The following is a 20,584-nucleotide window of genomic DNA, read 5'->3' as shown; positions in this document are numbered from 1 at the left end:
CTTACCCACACCCCCCTGCTCACAATGTGCCACAATTTTTTACGGCCATGGCGGGGCCATGATAGGCATTGGAATGGAACTTCTGCTGTTACACGCGCTGCCCTTGGACGGGACAATGTGGGCCAAGCAAATGGACCTACTACCCGGAGCGACCCATGCTCCAACGCTCTATGACTTTGGAGACAATATCGGATCATGGGCAGAAAACGCACTGTCGCTTACAACGGCCAAACGGCTCGTCGTTGTTGGTTGCTCAGTCGGTGGATCATGTGCACTTGAGGTTACCGCTCTGGCGCCTGAGCGGGTCCAAGCCCTTATCCTCATAGGAACCAAGGCGTGGCGAAGGCGAGACCTTGCCTATCATTCTTCCGTTCTCAAGATGCTGAACGAGGAAGGGCTGGAATTCGCATGGCAGAAATCCTGGAGTCCTTTGCTTTCCCCCGTAGCTTCGCCGGAGACGATCGAGAGGACAAAAAAGATTGCCCTGCGTCAGTCCTTGGAAGACGTTGCACGAGGTGTGAAGGTGTTTCACACCCGTCCAAACCGCGATGATGTTCTCTCAAGTTTCTCCGGACCGGTCGCTATTATCACTGGATCAGAGGACACTGTACCAGGGATTGAGATCAGCCGGAAGCAAGCTGTCATGGCTCGAAATGGTCTTTTGTATGTAGTACCCGAGTGCGGGCATTATGTGCCGATCGAGCAGCCTGAAGTGCTCAACTCCATTATCTGCCGGACCCTTGAGACAGCTTGACGAATCGAGGGTCACTGGACATCTTGATCTCGGCGTGGCCTGCGCCCAACCTCTCAGACCTTCCCCAGCATGGTCTTCAACCGAGGCAAAGGGACTTTCGTCTCGGGTCGCTCATCTTGGTCCGATCGTGCCGGATGGTTGCTGGGGAACCCTGTCCGGGACGTGAGAGGCTAAATCATGACCCAGAATGGAAATTTCAAACGCCGCGTGCGTGCCCGTGCCGCCAAAACCGGCGAATCCTACACCGCCGCACTTCGTAATATCCGCCAGCAGCCAGACCGTCCCGAACTCCGGTCGCTGCGGTTGGCTGTGGCGCAAACGTCTCTCTTCGACGATCCTCGCGATGTGTCGGCACTTCGCGCCAGTGGAGCGGAGATGCGTCGCCTCATGCGTGATGCCAATCAAGCAGGGTCTCGCCTGCTCCATTTTCCGGAGGGCACAACCTGCTGGCCCGGCAAGCGCATCATGTCCGAAACGGGGCCGCGCTCCATCGGGCCTTCCGATTGGACACGCTTCCAATGGGACGTGCTGAGCGAGGAACTGGAGAAAACCAGGAGACTGGCCGGCGCACTCAAGCTTTGGATCGTGTTCGGGTCCGTTCATCGCCTGACTTCGCCGCACCGACCACACAACAGCCTATATGTCGTTTCCGATCGTGGAGAGTTGGTGACGCGCTACGACGAGCGCCTTCTCTCGAACACGAAAATCTCCTTCATGTATTCACCCGGCAGGAACCCCGTGACGTTTGAGGTCGATGGCGTGCGCATCGGGTGCGCGCTGGGCATGGAAGTGCATTACCCAGAAATCTTCGTTGAGTACGAAACGCTTGGGGTCGACTGTGTCCTGTTCTCCACCGCAGGAGCAACACCGTCGGGAGCTCCTGCCTTCGCGGCAGAGGCGCTCGGCCATGCTGCGAGCAATAGCTACTGGATCAGCTTCTCTACGCTCGCGCCTCAGAGTCCCGGTGCTCCGTCTGGTATCGCTTCGCCGGACGGGCAATGGGCCGTTCAATGCCCCATGGATGGTCAACCTGCCATTGCGGTCGCGGAAATCCAGACGAACCCTGAAGGTCTTGCACGGTCATGGCGGAGACAGGTTCGCAACAATCTCTACGCGCCTCACCAGATTGAAGGCGATTTGAGAAGCGATGAGCGAAGCTTGTTTTGATTGAATACGAGCTCGGGGTCGGTCGGTCAGCGATCGCTTCCAAAACGGGCAGATTCGTCCACGGACACCGCACCCGGGCTCTATGTGTTGGATGATCACAGACTTTCGAGTGGATGGCCGCAGCGTGACGGTGTCCCGATCAAGCCCGCGCGCTCGGACTTTTCCAAGTGAGCGTGGCGGGACAGCAATGGATTGTGATCCAACCACGGTCAATCCAAGCGCAATTACGGATTTTCGACTTGACGTTAGCCAGTCGCATCCCCAGACTCTGGACATGAACAGCGTCACCGGTTTTCCCTCAACGGCAAGTCCGCTCTCTGAAGTCAGGGCTCCCATGATCGACCCCTTCGGTCGGGCGGTCACCTATTTGCGCGTTTCGGTGACGGATCGCTGTGATTTTCGCTGTACCTATTGCATGTCGGAGCACATGACCTTTCTGCCGAAGAAGGATCTGCTGACGCTCGAAGAACTCGACCGGCTCTGTTCCGCCTTCATCGCCAAGGGCGTGCGCAAGCTGCGCCTGACAGGCGGCGAACCCCTGGTGCGCAAGAACATCATGCATCTCATCCGCAATCTCGGCCGCCATGTTGAAGCGGGCCGGCTGGATGAGTTGACGCTGACCACCAATGGCTCGCAGCTTGCCGCTCATGCTGCCGAACTTTACGATTGCGGCGTGCGCCGGATCAATGTGTCGCTTGATACGCTCGATGCGGAGAAGTTCCGACAGATCACCCGTTGGGGTGATTTCTCCAAGGTGATGGCCGGTATTGACGCGGCTCTTGCGGCAGGCATCAAGATCAAGCTCAATGCAGTAGCGCTGAAAGACTTCAACGAGCACGAAATTCCTGAACTCATGCGTTTTGCCCATGCGCGGGGCATGGATCTTACGGTCATTGAAACCATGCCGATGGGCGAGATCGAGGAAGACCGCACCGATCGCTATTTGCCGCTGTCGGACCTCCGTGCCTCGCTCGAGGAGCGCTTCACGCTCACCGATATTCCCTTCAAGACAGGCGGACCCGCACGCTACGTGGAGGTCAAGGAAACTGGTGGACGGCTCGGCTTCATCACGCCGATGACGCATAATTTCTGCGAGAGCTGCAACCGCGTCCGCATTACCTGCACCGGCACGCTCTATATGTGCCTCGGTCAGGACGATGCGGCGGATTTGAGAACGCCGCTTCGCGCCTCCGACAGCGACGCGCTTCTGTCTCAGGCGATCGACGACGCGATCCTTCGCAAACCCAAGGGTCACGACTTCATCATCGATCGGAATCGCAAGCGACCCGCTGTCGCCCGCCACATGAGCGTCACCGGCGGCTGATTCTTCCGCTAGCTTATTATTTGATACCCTTACATTAAATGGATTGAATTCGACCGCTCACCATGTCACGACTTTGGGACAGGAGGAGTGAACGGAGTCGCCTCGCTGCGGAAGGCCCGCATCGCGACCTCGTTCTTGGGATGGCATCATGGCATTGACGGACAATACGCGCGGAGCGCTGCTCATGGCTCTGGCGATGGCAAGCTTTACGGTCAACGACGCCTTCACCAAGTCCGTCACGCCCTACATCAATATCGGACAGATCCTCTTCGTTCGCGGCGTTATGACCTGCGTTCTGGTTTACGTGATCGCGCGCCATATGGGCGCGCTGCGGCCACTCAAGACCATGCTGCGCCCCGTCATCCTGATGCGTTGTCTCTGCGAGATCTCGGCCTCCATCCTTTACCTCAAGGCGCTCAGCATGATGCAGTTCGCCAATGTGGCGGCCATCATGCAGTCCCTCCCCCTTGCGGTGACGCTCGGTGCAGCACTTTTCTTGAAGGAGCCTGTCGGCTGGCGACGTTGGACGGCGATTTTGGTCGGCTTTCTTGGAGTCCTTGTTATTCTCAGACCCGGTCCGGAAGGTTTTACCTCCGGCGCACTCCTGGTGCTGGGTGCGATGTTCGTCACCGCCGGACGCGACCTCTTGACCCGGCGCATGTATGCAGATGTTCCCTCAATGGCCGTCACCATGACAACCACCGTCGTCAATACCTTGTTCGGTGCGGCGCTGATCATGCCTTTCGGTGGCTGGCAGCCAATGGACACCTATGTCTGGTCCCATCTGGTGGCAGCCGCCTTGCTGGTGGTCATCGGTTATCAGGCGGTCATCACGGCAATGCGCAGCGGTGACATCTCCTTCGTCGCACCCTTTCGCTACACCAGCATGATCTGGGCCTTCTCGATCGGCTTTTTCTTCTTCGGCGATCATCTGGATGTCTGGACGCTGTCGGGCACGGTCATCATCGTCGCTTCCGGTCTCTACACATTCTACCGCGAAAGCCGGCGTCACCGTGCGCCGATCGCCAAGCAAGCGATAGGTATCGAATGAACAAGGCGCGCTTTCTCGATCGCTCGACCCCACCGCATGTGATGACACTCGTTCTGGTGGCCGGTGTCGCAGCACTCAGCATGAATGTCTTCCTGCCGTCGCTTGCGGCAATGTCGGTCTATTTCGGCACTGATTATGCCGTCATGCAGTTTGCCGTCTCAGGCTATCTCGCCGCCACTGCCGTGCTTCAACTCGTGATCGGACCGCTTTCCGATCTCTTCGGTCGCAGACCGGTTATGCTCGTCAGCATCGTGCTGATGATTGTGGCCACGCTGATCTGCACATTCGCGCCGAACATCACCGTTTTCATGATTGGCCGCGTTCTGCAGGCGGCTATCGCCTCGGGTTTCGTTCTGGCGAGAGCGATCGTTCGTGACATGGTGCCTGCCGAGCAGGCGGCCTCGATGATCGGCTACGTCACCATGGGCATGTCCGTGGTGCCTATGGTCGGGCCCACCGTCGGCGGTTTTCTCAATGATCTCGCTGGCTGGCAGGCAAGCTTCGCTTTCGTCGGCCTGTCGGCGGTTGCGGTTCTACTGCTCGTCTTTTTCGACATGGGCGAAACCAACCGGCAGAAGTCGGCAAGTTTCGCAGCCCAGTTCCAGGCTTGGCCGCAGCTTCTTCGCTCCACCCGTTTCTGGGGCTATGCACTGACCTGCACGCTCTCCTCCGGCCTGTTTTTCTCCTTCCTCGGCGGCGCGCCTTTCGTCGGCAGCGTGCTCTACGGGCTGACGCCAGCGGTGCTGGGCATGCAGTTCTTCTTCATGGCGACAGGATATATGCTGGGCAACTTCGTTTCCGGCCGCTACGCCAGCCGCATCGGCATCCCGGTGATGATGCTGGCCGGCAATGTGATCGCGCTTGCCGGCATCGTCATTGCATACCTGCTCCTTCATCTTGATCTCGGCAGCCACTATGAGTTCTTCATTCCGCTCGCGCTCATCGGCGTCGGCAATGGGGTGACACTGCCGAGCGCCAATGCCGGCATGGTCAGCGTTCAGCCGCATCTGGCAGGCTCTGCCTCCGGACTTGGCGGCGCGCTGACGATTGGTGGTGGGGCGATGCTTTCCGTTGTTGCCTCGGCCCTGCTATCGGAGGAAGCTGGAACGACGCATCTGCTCCTCGTCATGCTGGTCAATGGCGTGCTTGCCGTGGCGACAAGCGCTTATGCGGGCAGACAGGAGCGCCGCCACGCGCAGCGTCTGCTAAGAGGTGAGGCATGATGAAAACCGCACGCTCCCTTACTGGCCTGATTCTGGCCGGCGGTCTTTCGCGACGCATGGGCTCCAACAAGGCTCTCTGCCCCTTTGGCGAGCGACACCTTCTGCACCACGTCATTGATAGACTGGCGCCACAGATTTCGACGCTGGCGCTCAATGCCACCGGCGAGTGGGGCAAGGCCTTCGACCTGCCTCTCGTGCCCGATACCAAGATGGGTCACGCAGGACCTCTCGCTGGCGTTCTCGCAGGCTTGCAGCACTTTAGAGACCACCCATCTGGCGCGAGCCACATGTTGACGGCGCCTTCAGACAGTCCGTTTTTTCCGGACGATCTTGCTTCGAAGCTTTTGGATCACCTACCGGACGAGAACACCATTGTCATCGCCGCATCCAAGGGACAGGTTCATCCCGTCTTTGCTCTCTGGCCATTTGCTCTCGTCGAGGATCTGGAGAACTGGCTCGAGGAGGACGACAACCGTCGCATCCGCAGCTTTCTGGCGCGCCACCCCACGATCGGCGTGTCCTTTCCACCAGTGGAAAGCGCCACCAGTTCCATCGATCCGTTTTTCAACATCAACACCCCGGAAGAGCTGTCGCAAGCGCAAACCTTCCTGAAGAGTCTTACTCCATGACGCGTCAAAAAGTGTTTGGCATTTCCGGCTGGAAAAACTCGGGCAAGACTGGGCTGGCAGTGCGCATCGTCACGGAGCTCACCGCGCGCGGCTACCGGGTCTCCACGATCAAGCACGCCCATCATGATTTCGATATCGACAAGGTGGGTGCGGATAGCTGGCGGCACAGACAGGCCGGCGCGCATGAGGTGACGATCGTATCCGGCACGCGCTTTGCCATCATGCATGAGCTGCGCGGCGCGGCTGAACCGTCTTTCGAGGAGATCCTCGCGCGCATCGCGCCCTGCGATCTGGTTCTGATCGAAGGCTATAAATACGAGCCCGTGCCGAAAATAGAGGCCCGCCGGAAGGACGCCGCAAAGACGGAACCGCTGGCGCCGAGCGATCCGCATATCATTGCAATCGCTGCCGATCACTTGATCCCGGAAAGTACTCTCCCCGTTTTCGATCTCGATGACACAGGCCGTATCGCCGACTTCATCGAGGCGACGGTCGGACTTGAGCGCCCATCAAAATGAAAAAGCCGGGCCTTCCGACCCGGCTTTTCCTTTACCTTGATACGCAAAACACTATTCAAGGAAAGAGGATGGGTTCACCGGCGTTGCGTCCTTACGGACTTCAAAGTGAACCTGAGGACGCTTGGCACTGCCAGTCATGCCGGAGGTGGCAATCGTCTGACCGCGCTGAACCTTCTGGCCGCGCTGAACATCGAGGTTGGCAGCGTTGCCGTAAACAGTGACCTTGCCGTCGTCGTGACGCACCAGAACGGTGTTGCCGAGCTGCTTCAGACCGTTGCCGGCATAGATGACCACACCGTTTTCGGCAGCCTTGATCGGCGTGCCTTCCGGAACGGAGATATTGATGCCGTCATTGCGGTTGCCATCGACATTCTCGCCGAAGCCGGAAATCACGGCACCGCGAACCGGCCAGCGATACTTGCCGATGCCGGTGGATTCCGGCGCGATCGACGCGACATCGGACTTCTTCTCGACATCGCTGACACTTGCTTCGGCAGCCGGCGCCTTCGGCACCTCTGTCTTGGCAACAGGTGTCTCGACAGCCTTTGCCGCAGCCGCGGGCGCAGCAGTCTCATGCGGCTTGACCGAGGCGGTCTTGATGCCGTCTGTTCCAGCGGCTGGAATGGTGAGCGTCTGACCGATGCGAATATTGCCATCTGCAATGTTGTTGGCAGATTTCAGCTCGGCAACGGAGACGCCGTTTTCACGAGCAATCTTGGCAAGGCTGTCGCCCGGCTTGACCTTGTAGCCACCGGTTGGCGGCAGCGGCTTGCCGCCTGGAGGGGTCAACTTGCCATTGTCAGCCGAAACCTTGTCGCGAGCAGCGCCCTGTGCCGGCAGAACAGCAAGATTCTGTTCCTGGCCACGGGTTGGAGCCGGGGCGTTGTTCTTGCTCAAATCGATATTGTTGGACGCAGCACGGGCAGCATTGGGTGTCTGACCAAAGCGCGGAATGACGATCGACTGACCAGGACGCGCAGCCGATGCACTCTTCAGGCCATTTGCCTGCAGGATTGCCTTTTCCGGCACGCCGTAGCGTCTGGAGAGCGTTGCGACGGTCTCGCCGGAATTCAGCGTGACCGAAGACGCGCCTTCCGTGTGCCAGCCATTATTGTCGCGCTTGACAGACCCGGTCGACAGCGTATCGGCGCTGTTGTTCGCCGGTAGCCGCGCCGACGCCATGGATGGCGCGCCGTTTGCGGTCGCAGATGGGAATGGCTGTGCCATGGCTTCGCGTCTCGTCGCAGGATCGCGGCTTGCTACCGGCGATGGAGCGGAGAGCTCGGCGCGCTGAACAGGTGCAGCAGAGGATGCCGAACGGGCCGTTGATGGCTGGACCGAACCATAGCCGCCATTCGAAGCCGGATAAGGCTGGTTCATGGCCGCGTTCTGGTTGCCATAACCGCCCTGCGGGGCGGCAGCATAACCGCCACCATTCATATCAGCCTGGGGAACGGGGGCCTGACCATAGGCACCGGCACCGTTGCGCTGAGGAATGGACGCGGTCGTCATCTGGTCCGTATTGTTGCTGGAAAAGAGTCCGCTAAAGCGTGTCGCGTCCGAGCTGCAACCCGTTGCGACGCTTGCCAGCAATGCCGCTGCGAACATCTTTGCGATTGATTTTCCGGTTTTAGGCGAATGACTCATACGCATGACTCGATCTACACTGACGCAAACGCCGCATCGGAATCGATCCGGCTGAACAAACACTTGCAAGGCCCCTCTTCCGAAACGGAAAAACCATGCGTCGATGAGATGATTAAAGCGCGTTAGTGTTACCACGCCGTTAAAACGTTAAGCTCTTCGCATATTTTTTGATAATTCGATAACCATGCCGGCCTCGGCGATATCCAGCATGGGGCTCATCCGTCGCCAATGCATGGCCCTGCTTGATTCCCACCAGTTGACCGCGACCCCTCATCCGCGCCAAACCGGAATGGAGGGGAGGAACCACGATGATCGACAAGCTGGAATTTTTCATTGCTCTGGCCCGCGCGGAACATTTCGGTCGGGCAGCCGAAGAATGCCGCATCTCGCAGCCGACACTTTCGGCAGCAATCCGCCAGCTTGAGGATCAGTTGGGCGTCGTGCTGGTCGTGCGCGGGTCGCGCTATCAGGGGCTGACCCCGGAGGGCCAGCGCGTTCTCGAATGGGCAAGGCGGATCGTGGGCGATGCTCGCACCATGCGCGAAGAGATGCGCGCAGCCCGAAAGGGTCTCGCGGGGCATATCAGGATCGCCGTTATCCCCACTGCACTCGCCATGGTGCCAAGGCTGACCGAGCCTTTCCAGGCACGTCACCCGGATGTTACTTTCTCGGTCACCTCACGGACCTCACTGCAGGTTCTCAGTCAGCTGGAAAATCTCGAGATCGACGCGGGAATCACCTACCTGGACAACGAACCGCTGGGCCGTGTGACCACCGTTCCCCTCTATTCGGAACGCTACCACCTCATCACAGCAGCCGGAACGCCGCTTGCGGATCGCGAAGTTGTGACGTGGAAGGAGGTCTCCGGTCTTCGGCTTTGTCTATTAACACCGGACATGCAAAACCGTCGTATCATCAATGCGCATATGGCTGAAGCTGGCGTCCAAGCAAAGCCGACACTTGAATCCAATTCGATGATCGTGCTGTTTTCCCACATACGAACCGGTCATTGGGCCTCCATCATGCCGCGTAACGTTGCGGAATCATTCGGTTTTCCAGAGCAGATCCGAATGATACCGATCTCGGAGCCAGATGCTGAACACTTGGTGGGCTTGGTCGCAACCCATCGCGAGCCTCACACGCCTCTCGTTTCCGCGCTTTTGCATGAAGCCAGATCCCGCGCAGCGGCATCGGCTTTCGATAGAAATTTTCTATCGCACAACGGGACGCCTTTATTGACCTGACGGATGCATTCTCGCCATCCTTCCCGAAAGCCAGATTGGGACACGCGCAACCTACGAGCACTCAGCTTCTCGGTATCGCGGGTTTCACGGAGATAAGTCTCTGTCTGTCTGGCGTCGGTTTGGGAGGACTGACCATGAACATTCGAGCGGTTGCCAGTACCGAGGCAAGCCGGATATCCGAAATCATCGATCACTGTCGCCACTTGGAAGGTCCGATGTTGCCGATCCTGCACCAGGTGCAGGCGGAGTTCGGCTATATTCCGGAAAGTGCCAAGCAGTTGATCGCCTCTGCGCTTAATGTTTCGCGCGCCGAAGTGCATGGTGTCATCACCTTCTACCACGATTTTCGCGATCACCCCGCCGGGCGCCACACCCTGAAGCTCTGTCGCGCCGAAGCCTGTCAGTCGATGGGCGGCGACAGGCTCGCCGAACGCGCGAAAGCAAGGCTCGGCCTCGACTGGCACGAAACCGCACCCGATGGCTCGGTCACGCTTGAGCCCGTCTTCTGTCTTGGCCTCTGCGCGTCTGCCCCGGCCGCGATGCTGGATGGTGAGCTTTATGGACGCGTCGATGAGCACTGTCTGAACGACATCGTGGCGGAGGTCAGCAAATGACCATCACCGTCTTCGTTCCCCGCGATGCGGCAGCCCTTGCTGTCGGTGCCGACAAGGTGGCCGCGGCCATCGAGCGAGAAGCCGTCTCCCGCGGCTATGATGTCCACATTGTCCGCAACGGTTCTCGCGGGATGCTCTGGCTGGAAGTGCTGGTCGAAGTGCGCACCGACGCGGGCCGCGTCGCCTATGGGCCGGTCAAAGCATCGGATGTCCCGTCACTTTTCGACGCGGGTTTTCTCAATGGCGGCGCGCACCCACTCGCACATGGCCTGACAGAGGATATCCCGTTCCTCAAAGGCCAGACACGCCTTACCTTCTCGCGCTGTGGCGTCACCGATCCTCTGTCGCTCGATGATTATCGCCAGTATCAGGGCCTGACAGGCCTAGAGAAGGCGATCGGGATGCCTCCTGCGGACATCGTCCGACAGGTCACTGAAAGCGGCCTTCGCGGACGCGGTGGTGCCGGCTTCCCAACAGGCATCAAATGGAAGACCGTCGCAGACGCTTCCGCTGACCAGAAATACATCGTCTGCAACGCCGATGAGGGCGACAGCGGTACCTTCGCAGATCGCATGATCATGGAAGGCGATCCCTTCGTCCTGATCGAGGGCATGGCGATCGCCGCAATCGCAGTCGGTGCGACCAAGGGCTACATCTACACCCGCTCCGAATACCCCCATGCGATCGCCGTCATGGACGAGGCGATAAAGATTGCTCGCTCTGCTGGCATCCTCGGCCCTTCAGTGATGGGCTCGCCTCAAGCCTTCGATATGGAAGTGCGCGTTGGCGCCGGTGCCTATGTCTGCGGCGAGGAAACCTCCCTTCTCAACAGTCTGGAAGGCAAGCGCGGTATCGTTCGGGCCAAGCCGCCACTTCCCGCCCTCCAGGGCCTGTTCGGCAAGCCGACCGTCGTCAACAACGTCATGTCGCTGGCTTCCATTCCAGTGATCATGGATCGCGGCGCGCAGTTCTATCGCGATTACGGCGTCGGTCGGTCGAATGGTACGATCCCGATTCAGCTCGCCGGCAACCTGAAACATGGCGGTCTGTACGAAGCTGCATTCGGCATGACGCTCGGCCAACTCGTCAATGAGATTGGCGGCGGTACCATTTCCGGTCGCCCGGTCAAGGCGGTGCAGGTGGGCGGTCCACTCGGTGCCTATTTCCCGCCATCGCTCTTCGACACGGTCTTCGACTATGAAGCCTTCACCGCCGCCGGCGGTCTGATCGGTCACGCGGGCATTGTCGTCTTCGACGACACCGTCGACATGCTGAATCAGGCACGTTTTGCGATGGAATTCTGTGCGGTCGAAAGCTGTGGCAAATGCACGCCCTGCCGCATCGGCTCGACACGCGGCGTCGAAACCGCCGACAAGATCGCGCGCGGTATCGAACCCGAGAAAAACCGCCAGCTTCTGGCGGATCTCTGCAACACCATGAAGTTCGGCTCGCTCTGCGCGCTGGGCGGCTTCACCCCCTATCCGGTGATGAGCGCGATGACGCACTTCCCGGAGGATTTCGCACCCACCCCACTTGTTGAAGCGGCGGAGTGATACCATGACCCTCGTTCACGAAATCGATTACGGCACTCCGGCCTCCAAATCCACGGACGTGGTGACGCTGACCATTGATGGTCGCGAAATTACTGTGCCTGCCGGCACTTCCATCATGCGTGCCTCCATGGAAGCGGGCATCCAGGTTCCGAAGCTTTGCGCCACCGATATGGTCGACGCGTTCGGCTCCTGCCGCCTCTGTCTGGTGGAGGTCGAGGGTCGAAACGGCACCCCCGCCTCCTGCACAACGCCGGTTGCCCCAGGCCTCGTCGTCCACACACAGACGGAACGGTTGAAGCAGATCCGCAAGGGGGTGATGGAACTCTACATCTCCGACCACCCGCTCGACTGTCTGACCTGTGCGGCCAATGGCGATTGCGAGTTGCAGGACATGGCAGGTGCGGTTGGCCTGCGTGATGTGCGCTATGGCTATGAGGGCGACAACCACGTCAAGGCGCGCTCGACTGATGGCGGCATCAACGCGCAGTGGATGCCGAAGGACGAGTCGAACCCCTACTTCACCTACGATCCGTCAAAGTGCATCGTCTGCTCACGCTGCGTCCGCGCCTGCGAAGACGTACAGGGAACCTTCGCGCTGACCATCGAAGGGCGCGGCTTCGACAGCCGCGTGTCGCCCGGTGCGCATGAAGCCTTCCTCGATTCCGAATGCGTCTCCTGTGGCGCCTGTGTTCAGGCCTGTCCGACGGCGACACTGACGGAAAAATCCGTGATCGCCATTGGTCAGCCAGAACATTCACTGGTCACCACCTGCGCCTATTGTGGCGTGGGCTGCTCCTTCAAGGCGGAAATGCGCGGCGAAGAGCTAGTCCGCATGGTGCCGTGGAAGGATGGACAGGCAAATCGTGGCCATTCCTGCGTCAAGGGCCGCTTTGCCTATGGCTATGCCAGCCACAAGGACCGCATCCTCAATCCGATGGTCCGCGAAAAAATCACCGATCCCTGGCGCGAGGTGACGTGGGAAGAGGCATACTCCCATGTTGCGTCCGAATTCCGTCGCATCCAGAACCAGTACGGGAAGGACTCGATTGGCGGCATCACCTCCTCGCGCTGCACCAATGAAGAGACCTATCTGGTGCAGAAGCTGATCCGCGCTGGCTTCGGCAACAACAATGTCGATACCTGCGCTCGCGTCTGCCATTCGCCAACCGGCTATGGCCTCGGCCAGGCCTTCGGCACATCTGCCGGCACGCAGAACTTCGATAGTGTCGAACAGTCTGACGTCGTACTTGTCATTGGCGCGAACCCCACGGACGGCCACCCGGTCTTCGGCTCTCGGCTGAAGAAGCGGCTGCGCCAAGGCGCCAAGCTGATCGTCATCGATCCGCGCCGCATCGACCTTGTGCGCACGCCACATGTGGAGGCTGCCTTCCATCTGCCGCTGAAGCCCGGCACGAACGTTGCGGTGCTGACCGCACTTGCCCATGTCATCGTCACCGAAGGTCTCTTCGACGAAGCCTTCATTCGCGAACGTTGTGATTGGTCCGAATTCGAGGACTGGGCGGCCTTCGTGTCGGAAGAGGAGCACAGCCCGGAAGAGACGGAGAAGTTCACCGGCGTTCCGGCAGCAGAGCTTCGCGGTGCTGCGCGTCTTTATGCCCGCGGCGGCAATGGCGCCATCTATTACGGTCTTGGAGTCACCGAACACAGCCAGGGCTCGACGACCGTCATGGCAATTGCCAATCTGGCCATGGCGACCGGCAATATCGGTCGTCCGGGCGTTGGCGTGAACCCGCTGCGCGGTCAAAACAACGTCCAGGGCTCCTGCGACATGGGCTCTTTCCCCCACGAACTGCCGGGCTATCGTCACATCTCGGACGACGCCACGCGCGAGACTTTCGAGAAGCTATGGGGCGTGACGCTCAACAATGAGCCGGGCTTGCGTATTCCCAACATGCTGGATGCCGCTGTCGAAGGGTCGTTCAAGGGCATCTACATTCAGGGTGAGGACATTCTGCAGTCCGATCCTGACACCAAGCATGTGTCTGCAGGACTCGCTGCCATGGAATGCGTCGTCGTGCACGACCTCTTCCTCAACGAGACGGCAAACTACGCCCATGTCTTCTTGCCGGGATCGACCTTCCTCGAAAAGGACGGCACCTTCACCAATGCCGAACGCCGCATCAATCGCGTGCGTAAGGTCATGAGCCCAAAAAATGGCTATGCCGATTGGGAGGTAACTCAGAAGCTCGCCCAGGCGATGGGGCTCGACTGGAACTACACCCATCCATCGCAGATCATGGACGAGATCGCAGCAACAACTCCAAGCTTTGCCAGCGTCTCCTACGACTATCTGGAGAAGCACGGCTCGGTCCAATGGCCTTGCAACGAGAAATTCCCGCTCGGCTCACCCATCATGCATGTCGACGGCTTCGTACGCGGCAAGGGTAAGTTCATCCGCACCGAATATGTGGCGACCGACGAGCGTACGGGCCCGCGCTTCCCGCTGCTGCTGACGACAGGCCGTATCCTGTCGCAGTACAATGTTGGCGCGCAGACGCGACGGACGGAAAACGTCGTCTGGCATGAGGAGGACCGGCTGGAAATCCATCCTCACGACGCCGAACAGCGCGGCATCAAGGACGGTGACTGGATCAAGCTCGCAAGCCGTTCGGGAGACACGACGCTACGGGCGCTGATCACCGACCGCGTCGCACCCGGCGTCGTCTATACGACCTTCCACCATCCGGACACGCAGGCCAATGTCATCACCACGGACTTCTCCGACTGGGCGACCAACTGTCCGGAATACAAGGTGACGGCCGTTCAGGTTTCGCCGTCCAACGGTCCGACGGAGTGGCAGGAAGATTATGAGGAATTCTCCCGCCAGTCGCGCCGAATCGTGGCGAAACTCGACGCGGCGGAATAGGATCGGAGAATGCAGCAGAAACCGAGCCGAACGATCGACGAATGGCGCTTCCGACAAGGGCGAATGGAGGCGGGCCACCGCATCGTCCCGGAGGAAGTACCGGTCGCCTTCTCCTATGGAGGCTCCACCCATGCTGTGATGATGGCAACGCCGACAGACCTCATCGACTTCGCCTATGGTTTTTCGCTGGCGGAGGAAATCGTGACGTCGGCGGAAGATATCCTCGAGGTCGATCTGGTTGAAGCGGGTCGAGGGATCGACGTGCAGATTACGCTGAAGGATACGACAGCCGACGCGCTGGTGGCACGCCGCCGCCGCATGGCAGGACCAGTCGGCTGTGGTCTTTGTGGTATTGAATCGATCGAGCAGGCAACCCGCAAGGTCGCGACGGTCAAGGATCCGGCGGCCCGCCTGATGCCGAGGCAGATCAGCGAAGCCATTCGCCTGCTTGGAGACGGGCAAAGCCTCAATCGCGAAACACGAGCGGTGCACGGCGCGGGCTTCTACCGGCCAGAGAACGGCATCGTCGCGGTGCGAGAGGACGTCGGGCGGCACAATGCTCTGGACAAGCTCTCCGGTGCAATCCTCCGCTCCGGACGTCCGGCGGCCGATGGGGTCGTGGTCGTCACCAGCCGTCTTTCCGTCGAGATGGTGCAGAAAACCGCCCTTCTCGGATGCCCGGTCCTCGTTGCGATTTCGGCGCCGACCGCACTTGCCATCGAGACAGCGGAAGAGGCCGGTATCAGCCTTATCGGTATCGCGCGCGGCGATGAATTCGAAGTGTTTACCAGACCCGACCGTCTGGCTTCCGGGGAGAACAGTCATGTCGCTTAGCCACACAGATGAGAAGCTGATCCGCATGGCAAACCAGATCGCCACATTCTTCACCTCGCAGCCGCAGGAGGTGCAGGTGGATGGAGTGGCCACGCACATCAACAAGTTCTGGGAGCCGCGCATGCGGCGGCGCTTCTTCGAGATGATCGACAATGGCGCAGACGGCTTCCTGCCGCTCGTCGTGACGGCATCGGCAAAGATCAAGCGTCCGGGAGACCCAACAACGCAGGCGGTCGGCCTGGGGGAAGACGCAGCACGGGGTGCGCCGGGAGGCAAAGGTCCGATAGCTGGAGAATCTCTGTCGGAACCCAGCGTTCCTTCCGGCGCGGCGTGAAGGTGTACCGAAAGCGCACGGTATTTGCGCACGCCAATATGAGGTCGAAACCTACATCCTGGAAGACGGGTCTCTGATCAGCCCGGCTTCCCCTTTTTCATCGATGCCCGCTCATCACGTATGAGCGAGAGCATTTGACGTTGTCCTGACATTCCAAAGAGGGAGGTATTGTCGATGGCAGTTGCAGGCGTAAGCGGAGGAGGCATGGCAGGGGCAGGTCTTCTCGATCGAGAGCGAATTATCGCCAAACCCGGTTTCAACCGGTGGCTGGTTCCGCCAGCCGCACTGGCAATCCATCTGTGCATCGGCATGGCCTATGGCTTCAGCGTGTTCTGGCTGCCTTTGTCGCGGGCCCTTCCGGCGACCGATCCAAGCTGCTCGAGCCTGACGCTCATCGGCGCGCTCTTTACCACCGCCTGCAATTGGCGCGTGGCTGACCTTGGATGGATCTATGCGCTCTTCTTCGTTCTGCTCGGTTGCTCGGCTGCCATCTGGGGCGGCTGGCTGGAGCGTGTCGGTCCACGCAAGGCTGGCTTCGTTTCCGCCTGCTGCTGGTGCGGGGGCATTCTCGTTGCAGCGCTCGGCGTTATGACCCATCAGTTGTGGCTGATGTGGCTTGGTGCTGGCGTGATTGGTGGCGTGGGTCTTGGCCTTGGTTACATCTCTCCCGTCTCGACCCTGATCAAGTGGTTCCCGGATCGCCGCGGCATGGCGACCGGCATGGCCATCATGGGTTTCGGTGGCGGCGCAATGATCGGCGCTCCACTTGCCAACCTGCTGATGGGCTATTTCAAGACCGATACGACGGTCGGCGTGTGGCAGACCTTCGTCGTGATGGCGTTGATCTATTTCGTCTTCATGATGGCAGGTGCTTTCGGCTACCGCATACCACCGGCTGGCTGGCGCCCCGAAGGCTGGACGCCGCCAGCTGCCAAAAGCGCGATGATCACGACGCGTCATGTGCATCTGCGTGATGCTCACAAGACCAAACAGTTCTGGTTGATCTGGGCAGTGCTCTGCCTCAACGTCTCCGCCGGTATCGGCGTCATCGGCATGGCCTCGCCCATGCTGCAGGAAATCTTCGCTGGTTCCTTGATCGGTCAGCCAGGCGTTGCCTTTGCTGATCTTGATGCCGCGCAGAAAGCACAGATCGCCGCAATCGCAGCAGGCTTCACCGGGCTTCTGTCGCTCTTCAACATCGGTGGCCGTTTCTTCTGGGCTTCGATGTCCGATAAGATCGGCAGAAAGAATACCTACTTCTGCTTCTTCATTCTCGGCATCATCCTCTATGCGCTGGCACCCACGCTTGCTCTGATGGGCTCGAAGGCTCTCTTCGTCCTCGCCTTCGGCATCATCCTGTCCATGTATGGCGGCGGTTTCGCCACCATTCCCGCCTATCTGGCAGACATCTTCGGCACGCAATTCGTTGGCGCCATCCACGGTCGCCTGCTGACCGCCTGGGCAACGGCCGGCATCGTCGGTCCGGTCGTGGTCAACTATATCCGTGAGGCGCAGATCGCTGCCGGTGTAGCGCCGGGGCCAGCCCTCTATACCAGCACCATGTATATTCTTGCCGGTATGCTGGCGCTCGGCCTCATCGCCAACGCACTCGTCAAGCCGCTCTCCGACAAGTGGTTCATGTCGGATGAGGAAGTCGCCTCGCTCCAGGCCAAGACCGCAGCCGCGAATGCCGGCCCGACAGGTTCCTTCGGCATCGGCAAGGGCGGTTTCGATGGCAAGGCCGCTCTCGCCTGGGCCGCTGTCGGCCTTCCGCTCCTTTGGGGCGTGTGGGTGACGCTGAAGAGCAGCTTCGCGCTTTTCGGGTAGGTTGCTAAAGGACGTCCACGATCATCAAGAGCCGGCGCGAGTCGGCTCTTTTTTTGTTGGCGAAGCTCAAGGTCGACTTAAAGATACGTCGCGATGTGGGATTCGATCGGCAGATAGGGCGTCTCGAACAACTCCTCTCGCTCGAAGCGGCTGCCGGTCTTGGAGAAACGGGTCATCACGCAGCGACCGTCTTCCAGGATGATCGGTGCAATCATCATGCCGCCGGACACGATCTGCTCGGTGAAGAAGCGTGGCATGGCAGAAAAGGCTGCGGTTGAGACGATACGGTCGAAGGTCCCCTCGCCGACGAGACCGTTGGAGCCGTCGGCCTGACGGATCACCACATTGCGGATGCTGAGATCATCCATCCGGTTCTGTGCCGCTTGAACCAGTGTCTTGTAGCGCTCAACCGAGAGCACGCGCTCGACTCTACGCCCAAGCACCGCCGTCATAAAGCCACTGCCGGTGCCGATTTCAAGCACGCGCTGACCGGGCTTGACCTGAAGCCGGGAGATGATCTTCACCGCCATATCGGCACCTTCCATGAAGGCTCCGCAGTCGATCGGGATAGTGCGGCTGGAATAGGCATCCGCCGCAAGCGGTGCCGGGACGAAGAGAGAGCGGGGCGTCTGCTCGACAGCGGTAAGGAGATCGAGATCGGAAATGCCTTCGGCCCGCAGCCTCAGGACGAGAGCGGCAAAGCCTTCTTTCTCCACCATGGGGGATTTCAATCGTTCGCTCCGAATCCAAGTGCCTTGGCGATCCGATCCTTGACCGTGTAGTCGGTAAGGTCAAGCTTGAGCGGTGTTACGGAAATCTTGTTGTTCTTGACGGCATGAATATCCGTGCCTTCCATGAAGGTGCCGAGCCGCTCACCGAAGCGCAGCCAGTAATAGGGAAGTCCGCGGCCGTCCTGGCGCTGCTCTACCGTCAGCCCGAAATCGAGCTTGCCTTGCCCTGTGACGCTGACGCCCTGCACATCTTTCGGTGCGCAATTGGGGAAATTGAGATTGAGGAATGTGCCATCCGGTAAATCGATCTCGCTCAGCTTGCGGATGAGATCTGGCGCATAGGTTTCAGCGACCTCCCAGGGAACGATCCGCTCGGCATTGCCCGTATAGGCATAGGCCTGGCTAAGCGCAAAGGAACGCACGCCTTGCAGCGTACCTTCGATAGCGCCGGCAATCGTACCCGAATAGGTCACATCATCGGCCATGTTGGCGCCGGAATTGACACCGGAGAGAACGAGATCGGGCTTGCCGGGAAGAACTTCACGAATGCCCATGATCACGCAGTCTGTCGGCGTGCCGCGAAGCGCGTAGTGCTTGTCGGAGATCTTGCGCAGGCGAAGCGGTTCGGAAAGCGTCAGGGAATGTGCAAGACCACTCTGGTCGGTTTCCGGCGCGACGATCCAGACATCGTCCGACAGAGTGCGGGCAATGCGCTCAAGCGCTGCGAGCCCCTCGGCATGGATGCCATCATCGTTGGTCAGCAAAATCCGCATGGTCTTCTCCCTCATCGGTTCGTTCTACAACACACAGCGCCCGTCTCCACTCAACCAAATGTCTTGCTGGACGACGCTCTCCTCCGGGCAGAGATGAAGTACTCCTGCGCCGTCGACGCAGGAGCCGGTATCGAAGCTCAGGCTGCCTTCTCGATCCGAGTCAGGCCACCCATGTAAGGCAACAACACGTCCGGAATGGTCACCGAGCCATCGTCGTTGAGATAGTTTTCCAGAACCGCGATCAGGCAACGTCCGACGGCCGTGCCCGAACCGTTCAGCGTGTGAACAAACTTCGTAGCCTTGTCGCCCTTGCCGCGATAGCGCGCATCCATCCGCCGTGCCTGGAAGTCACCACAGACGGAGCAGGACGAGATCTCGCGATAGGTGTTCTGGCCCGGAAGCCAGACTTCGAGGTCATAGGTCTTGCGCGCGCCAAAGCCCATATCGCCAGTGCACAGCGTCATGGTGCGGAAATGCAGGCCGAGACGCTTCAGCACCTCTTCAGCACAGGCCGTCATGCGCTCATGCTCGGCGATCGAGCTTTCCGCATCCGTGATCGAGACGAGTTCGCACTTCCAGAACTGGTGCTGGCGCAGCATGCCGCGCGTATCGCGACCGGCAGAGCCCGCTTCCGAACGGAACGATGGGGTGAGCGCCGTGAAACGAAGCGGCAATTTCTCCTGATCGAGGATTTCGCCAGCGACCAAGTTTGTAAGCGTCACTTCAGCGGTCGGGATCAGGTATCGTCCATCCGTCGTCTTGAAGAGGTCTTCTTCGAACTTCGGAAGATTGCCCGTTCCATACAGCGTTTCGGCGCGCACCATCAGCGGCGAAGACACTTCTGTGTAGCCATGCTCGCGGGTGTGCAGATCGATCATGAACTGACCAAGCGCGCGCTCCAGTCTAGCAATCTGGCTCGTGAGAACCGTGAAGCGCGAACCGGAGAGCTTTGCCGCACGGTCGAAATCCATATAGCCGAGCGCTTCACCGATCTCGAAATGCTCCTTGGCTTCGTGATTCCAGCCGGGTTTCTGGCCGACAACGCGGGTCACGACGTTGTCGTTCTCATCCTTGCCGACCGGCACATCGTCCAGCGGGATATTGGGAATGCGCGACAGGGCATCGTTCAACTGGCTGGTAACCTGACGGTCCTCGTCTTCCAGCTTCGGCATGCTGTCCTTGATATCGGCAACTTCTGCCTTCAGTTTCTCTGCAAGCTCAGCATTCTTCTGCGCCATCGCCGCACCGATTTCCTTGGAGGCGGTGTTGCGGCGGGATTGCATGTCCTGCAGGGTCTGTATAACGGAGCGGCGCTTCTCGTCGAGCGCAATCAGGCTCGCGGACTGAGGTTCGGCTCCGCGCTTGGCCAGCGCCGCATCGAAAGCTTCAGGGTTGTCGCGTATCCATTTAATATCGTGCATCGTGGTTCCAGACCGTGGTTTTACGTCTTTGCTTGTTGAAAAACAAAACGCCG

General features: G+C 59.6%; 18 protein-coding genes. 14 read left to right on the top strand and 4 right to left on the bottom strand.

Annotated features, from left to right (window positions below; genetic code table 11):
- The first annotated feature begins 73 nt into the window (after positions 1 to 73).
- From AC07U5_RS20015 to mobB, 7 genes are all read left to right on the top strand, one after another.
- Positions 74 to 754, top strand: a complete 681-nt coding sequence (locus AC07U5_RS20015; RefSeq protein ID WP_494724041.1) for an alpha/beta fold hydrolase — start codon at positions 74 to 76, stop codon at positions 752 to 754.
- Between the two features lie 177 nt (positions 755 to 931).
- Positions 932 to 1,921, top strand: a complete 990-nt coding sequence (locus tag AC07U5_RS20010; protein ID WP_494724040.1) for a carbon-nitrogen hydrolase family protein — start codon at positions 932 to 934, stop codon at positions 1,919 to 1,921.
- 274 nt (positions 1,922 to 2,195) lie between these two features.
- On the top strand, positions 2,196 to 3,245 hold the full coding sequence (gene moaA / locus AC07U5_RS20005; RefSeq protein WP_494724039.1) for a GTP 3',8-cyclase MoaA: 1,050 nt from the start codon (positions 2,196 to 2,198) through the stop codon (positions 3,243 to 3,245).
- Between the two features lie 148 nt (positions 3,246 to 3,393).
- Positions 3,394 to 4,296 carry a DMT family transporter gene (locus tag AC07U5_RS20000; protein ID WP_494724038.1) on the top strand — a complete coding sequence of 301 codons (903 nt, stop codon included), beginning with the start codon at positions 3,394 to 3,396 and terminating at the stop codon, positions 4,294 to 4,296.
- Positions 4,293 to 5,519, top strand: coding sequence for a multidrug effflux MFS transporter (locus AC07U5_RS19995; RefSeq protein WP_494724037.1), 1,227 nt, complete (start codon positions 4,293 to 4,295; stop codon positions 5,517 to 5,519). Before AC07U5_RS20000 ends, AC07U5_RS19995 begins: the two co-directional genes overlap by 4 nt.
- Positions 5,516 to 6,148 carry a molybdenum cofactor guanylyltransferase MobA gene (gene mobA, locus AC07U5_RS19990; protein ID WP_494724036.1) on the top strand — a complete coding sequence of 211 codons (633 nt, stop codon included), beginning with the start codon at positions 5,516 to 5,518 and terminating at the stop codon, positions 6,146 to 6,148. The genes AC07U5_RS19995 and mobA overlap by 4 nt, the downstream gene beginning before the upstream one ends.
- Complete coding sequence (gene mobB, locus AC07U5_RS19985) at positions 6,145 to 6,666, top strand: molybdopterin-guanine dinucleotide biosynthesis protein B (RefSeq protein ID WP_062424274.1); 522 nt, start codon at positions 6,145 to 6,147, stop codon at positions 6,664 to 6,666. The genes mobA and mobB overlap by 4 nt, the downstream gene beginning before the upstream one ends.
- 51 nt (positions 6,667 to 6,717) lie before the next feature.
- On the opposite strand, the gene AC07U5_RS19980 is transcribed toward mobB, so the two are convergent.
- Entirely contained in the window at positions 6,718 to 8,319 is a 1,602-nt protein-coding gene (locus tag AC07U5_RS19980) for a peptidoglycan DD-metalloendopeptidase family protein (protein ID WP_494724035.1), read from the bottom strand.
- Positions 8,320 to 8,621: 302 nt separating this feature from the next.
- On the opposite strand from AC07U5_RS19980, the gene AC07U5_RS19975 reads away from it, so the two are divergent.
- From AC07U5_RS19975 to AC07U5_RS19945, 7 genes are all read left to right on the top strand, one after another.
- Entirely contained in the window at positions 8,622 to 9,557 is a 936-nt protein-coding gene (locus tag AC07U5_RS19975) for a LysR family transcriptional regulator (RefSeq protein WP_494724034.1), read from the top strand.
- Positions 9,558 to 9,691: 134 nt separating this feature from the next.
- Positions 9,692 to 10,171, top strand: a complete 480-nt coding sequence (locus AC07U5_RS19970; RefSeq protein ID WP_494724033.1) for a formate dehydrogenase subunit gamma — start codon at positions 9,692 to 9,694, stop codon at positions 10,169 to 10,171.
- The gene (locus tag AC07U5_RS19965; RefSeq protein WP_494724032.1) at positions 10,168 to 11,724 is read left to right on the top strand and encodes a formate dehydrogenase beta subunit; all 1,557 of its coding nucleotides are present in this window, start codon (positions 10,168 to 10,170) and stop codon (positions 11,722 to 11,724) included. Before AC07U5_RS19970 ends, AC07U5_RS19965 begins: the two co-directional genes overlap by 4 nt.
- A gap of 4 nt (positions 11,725 to 11,728) precedes the next feature.
- Positions 11,729 to 14,611, top strand: a complete 2,883-nt coding sequence (gene fdhF / locus AC07U5_RS19960) for a formate dehydrogenase subunit alpha (RefSeq protein WP_494724031.1) — start codon at positions 11,729 to 11,731, stop codon at positions 14,609 to 14,611.
- Between the two features lie 9 nt (positions 14,612 to 14,620).
- On the top strand, positions 14,621 to 15,445 hold the full coding sequence (gene fdhD, locus AC07U5_RS19955; protein WP_112519634.1) for a formate dehydrogenase accessory sulfurtransferase FdhD: 825 nt from the start codon (positions 14,621 to 14,623) through the stop codon (positions 15,443 to 15,445).
- On the top strand, positions 15,435 to 15,779 hold the full coding sequence (locus tag AC07U5_RS19950; RefSeq protein WP_494724030.1) for a formate dehydrogenase subunit delta: 345 nt from the start codon (positions 15,435 to 15,437) through the stop codon (positions 15,777 to 15,779). Before fdhD ends, AC07U5_RS19950 begins: the two co-directional genes overlap by 11 nt.
- Before the next feature lie 174 nt (positions 15,780 to 15,953).
- Positions 15,954 to 17,606 carry an OFA family MFS transporter gene (locus tag AC07U5_RS19945; RefSeq protein WP_494724029.1) on the top strand — a complete coding sequence of 551 codons (1,653 nt, stop codon included), beginning with the start codon at positions 15,954 to 15,956 and terminating at the stop codon, positions 17,604 to 17,606.
- A 77-nt stretch (positions 17,607 to 17,683) separates the two neighbouring features.
- Here AC07U5_RS19945 and AC07U5_RS19940 read toward each other — a convergent pair whose 3' ends face one another.
- From AC07U5_RS19940 to serS, 3 genes are all read right to left on the bottom strand, one after another.
- On the bottom strand, positions 17,684 to 18,337 hold the full coding sequence (locus AC07U5_RS19940) for a protein-L-isoaspartate(D-aspartate) O-methyltransferase (RefSeq protein WP_062424265.1): 654 nt from the start codon (positions 18,335 to 18,337) through the stop codon (positions 17,684 to 17,686).
- Positions 18,334 to 19,110: a 5'/3'-nucleotidase SurE gene (gene surE / locus AC07U5_RS19935; protein ID WP_112357941.1), complete on the bottom strand. Its 777-nt coding sequence runs from the start codon at positions 19,108 to 19,110 to the stop codon at positions 18,334 to 18,336. Before surE ends, AC07U5_RS19940 begins: the two co-directional genes overlap by 4 nt.
- A 137-nt stretch (positions 19,111 to 19,247) precedes the next feature.
- Positions 19,248 to 20,531 carry a serine--tRNA ligase gene (gene serS / locus AC07U5_RS19930; RefSeq protein WP_112357940.1) on the bottom strand — a complete coding sequence of 428 codons (1,284 nt, stop codon included), beginning with the start codon at positions 20,529 to 20,531 and terminating at the stop codon, positions 19,248 to 19,250.
- Between the last annotated feature and the right edge of the window lie 53 nt (positions 20,532 to 20,584).

This window comes from Agrobacterium sp. GW821-FHT02D03, assembly GCF_059421725.1.
This window is presented reverse-complemented; position numbering and strand designations above follow the sequence as displayed.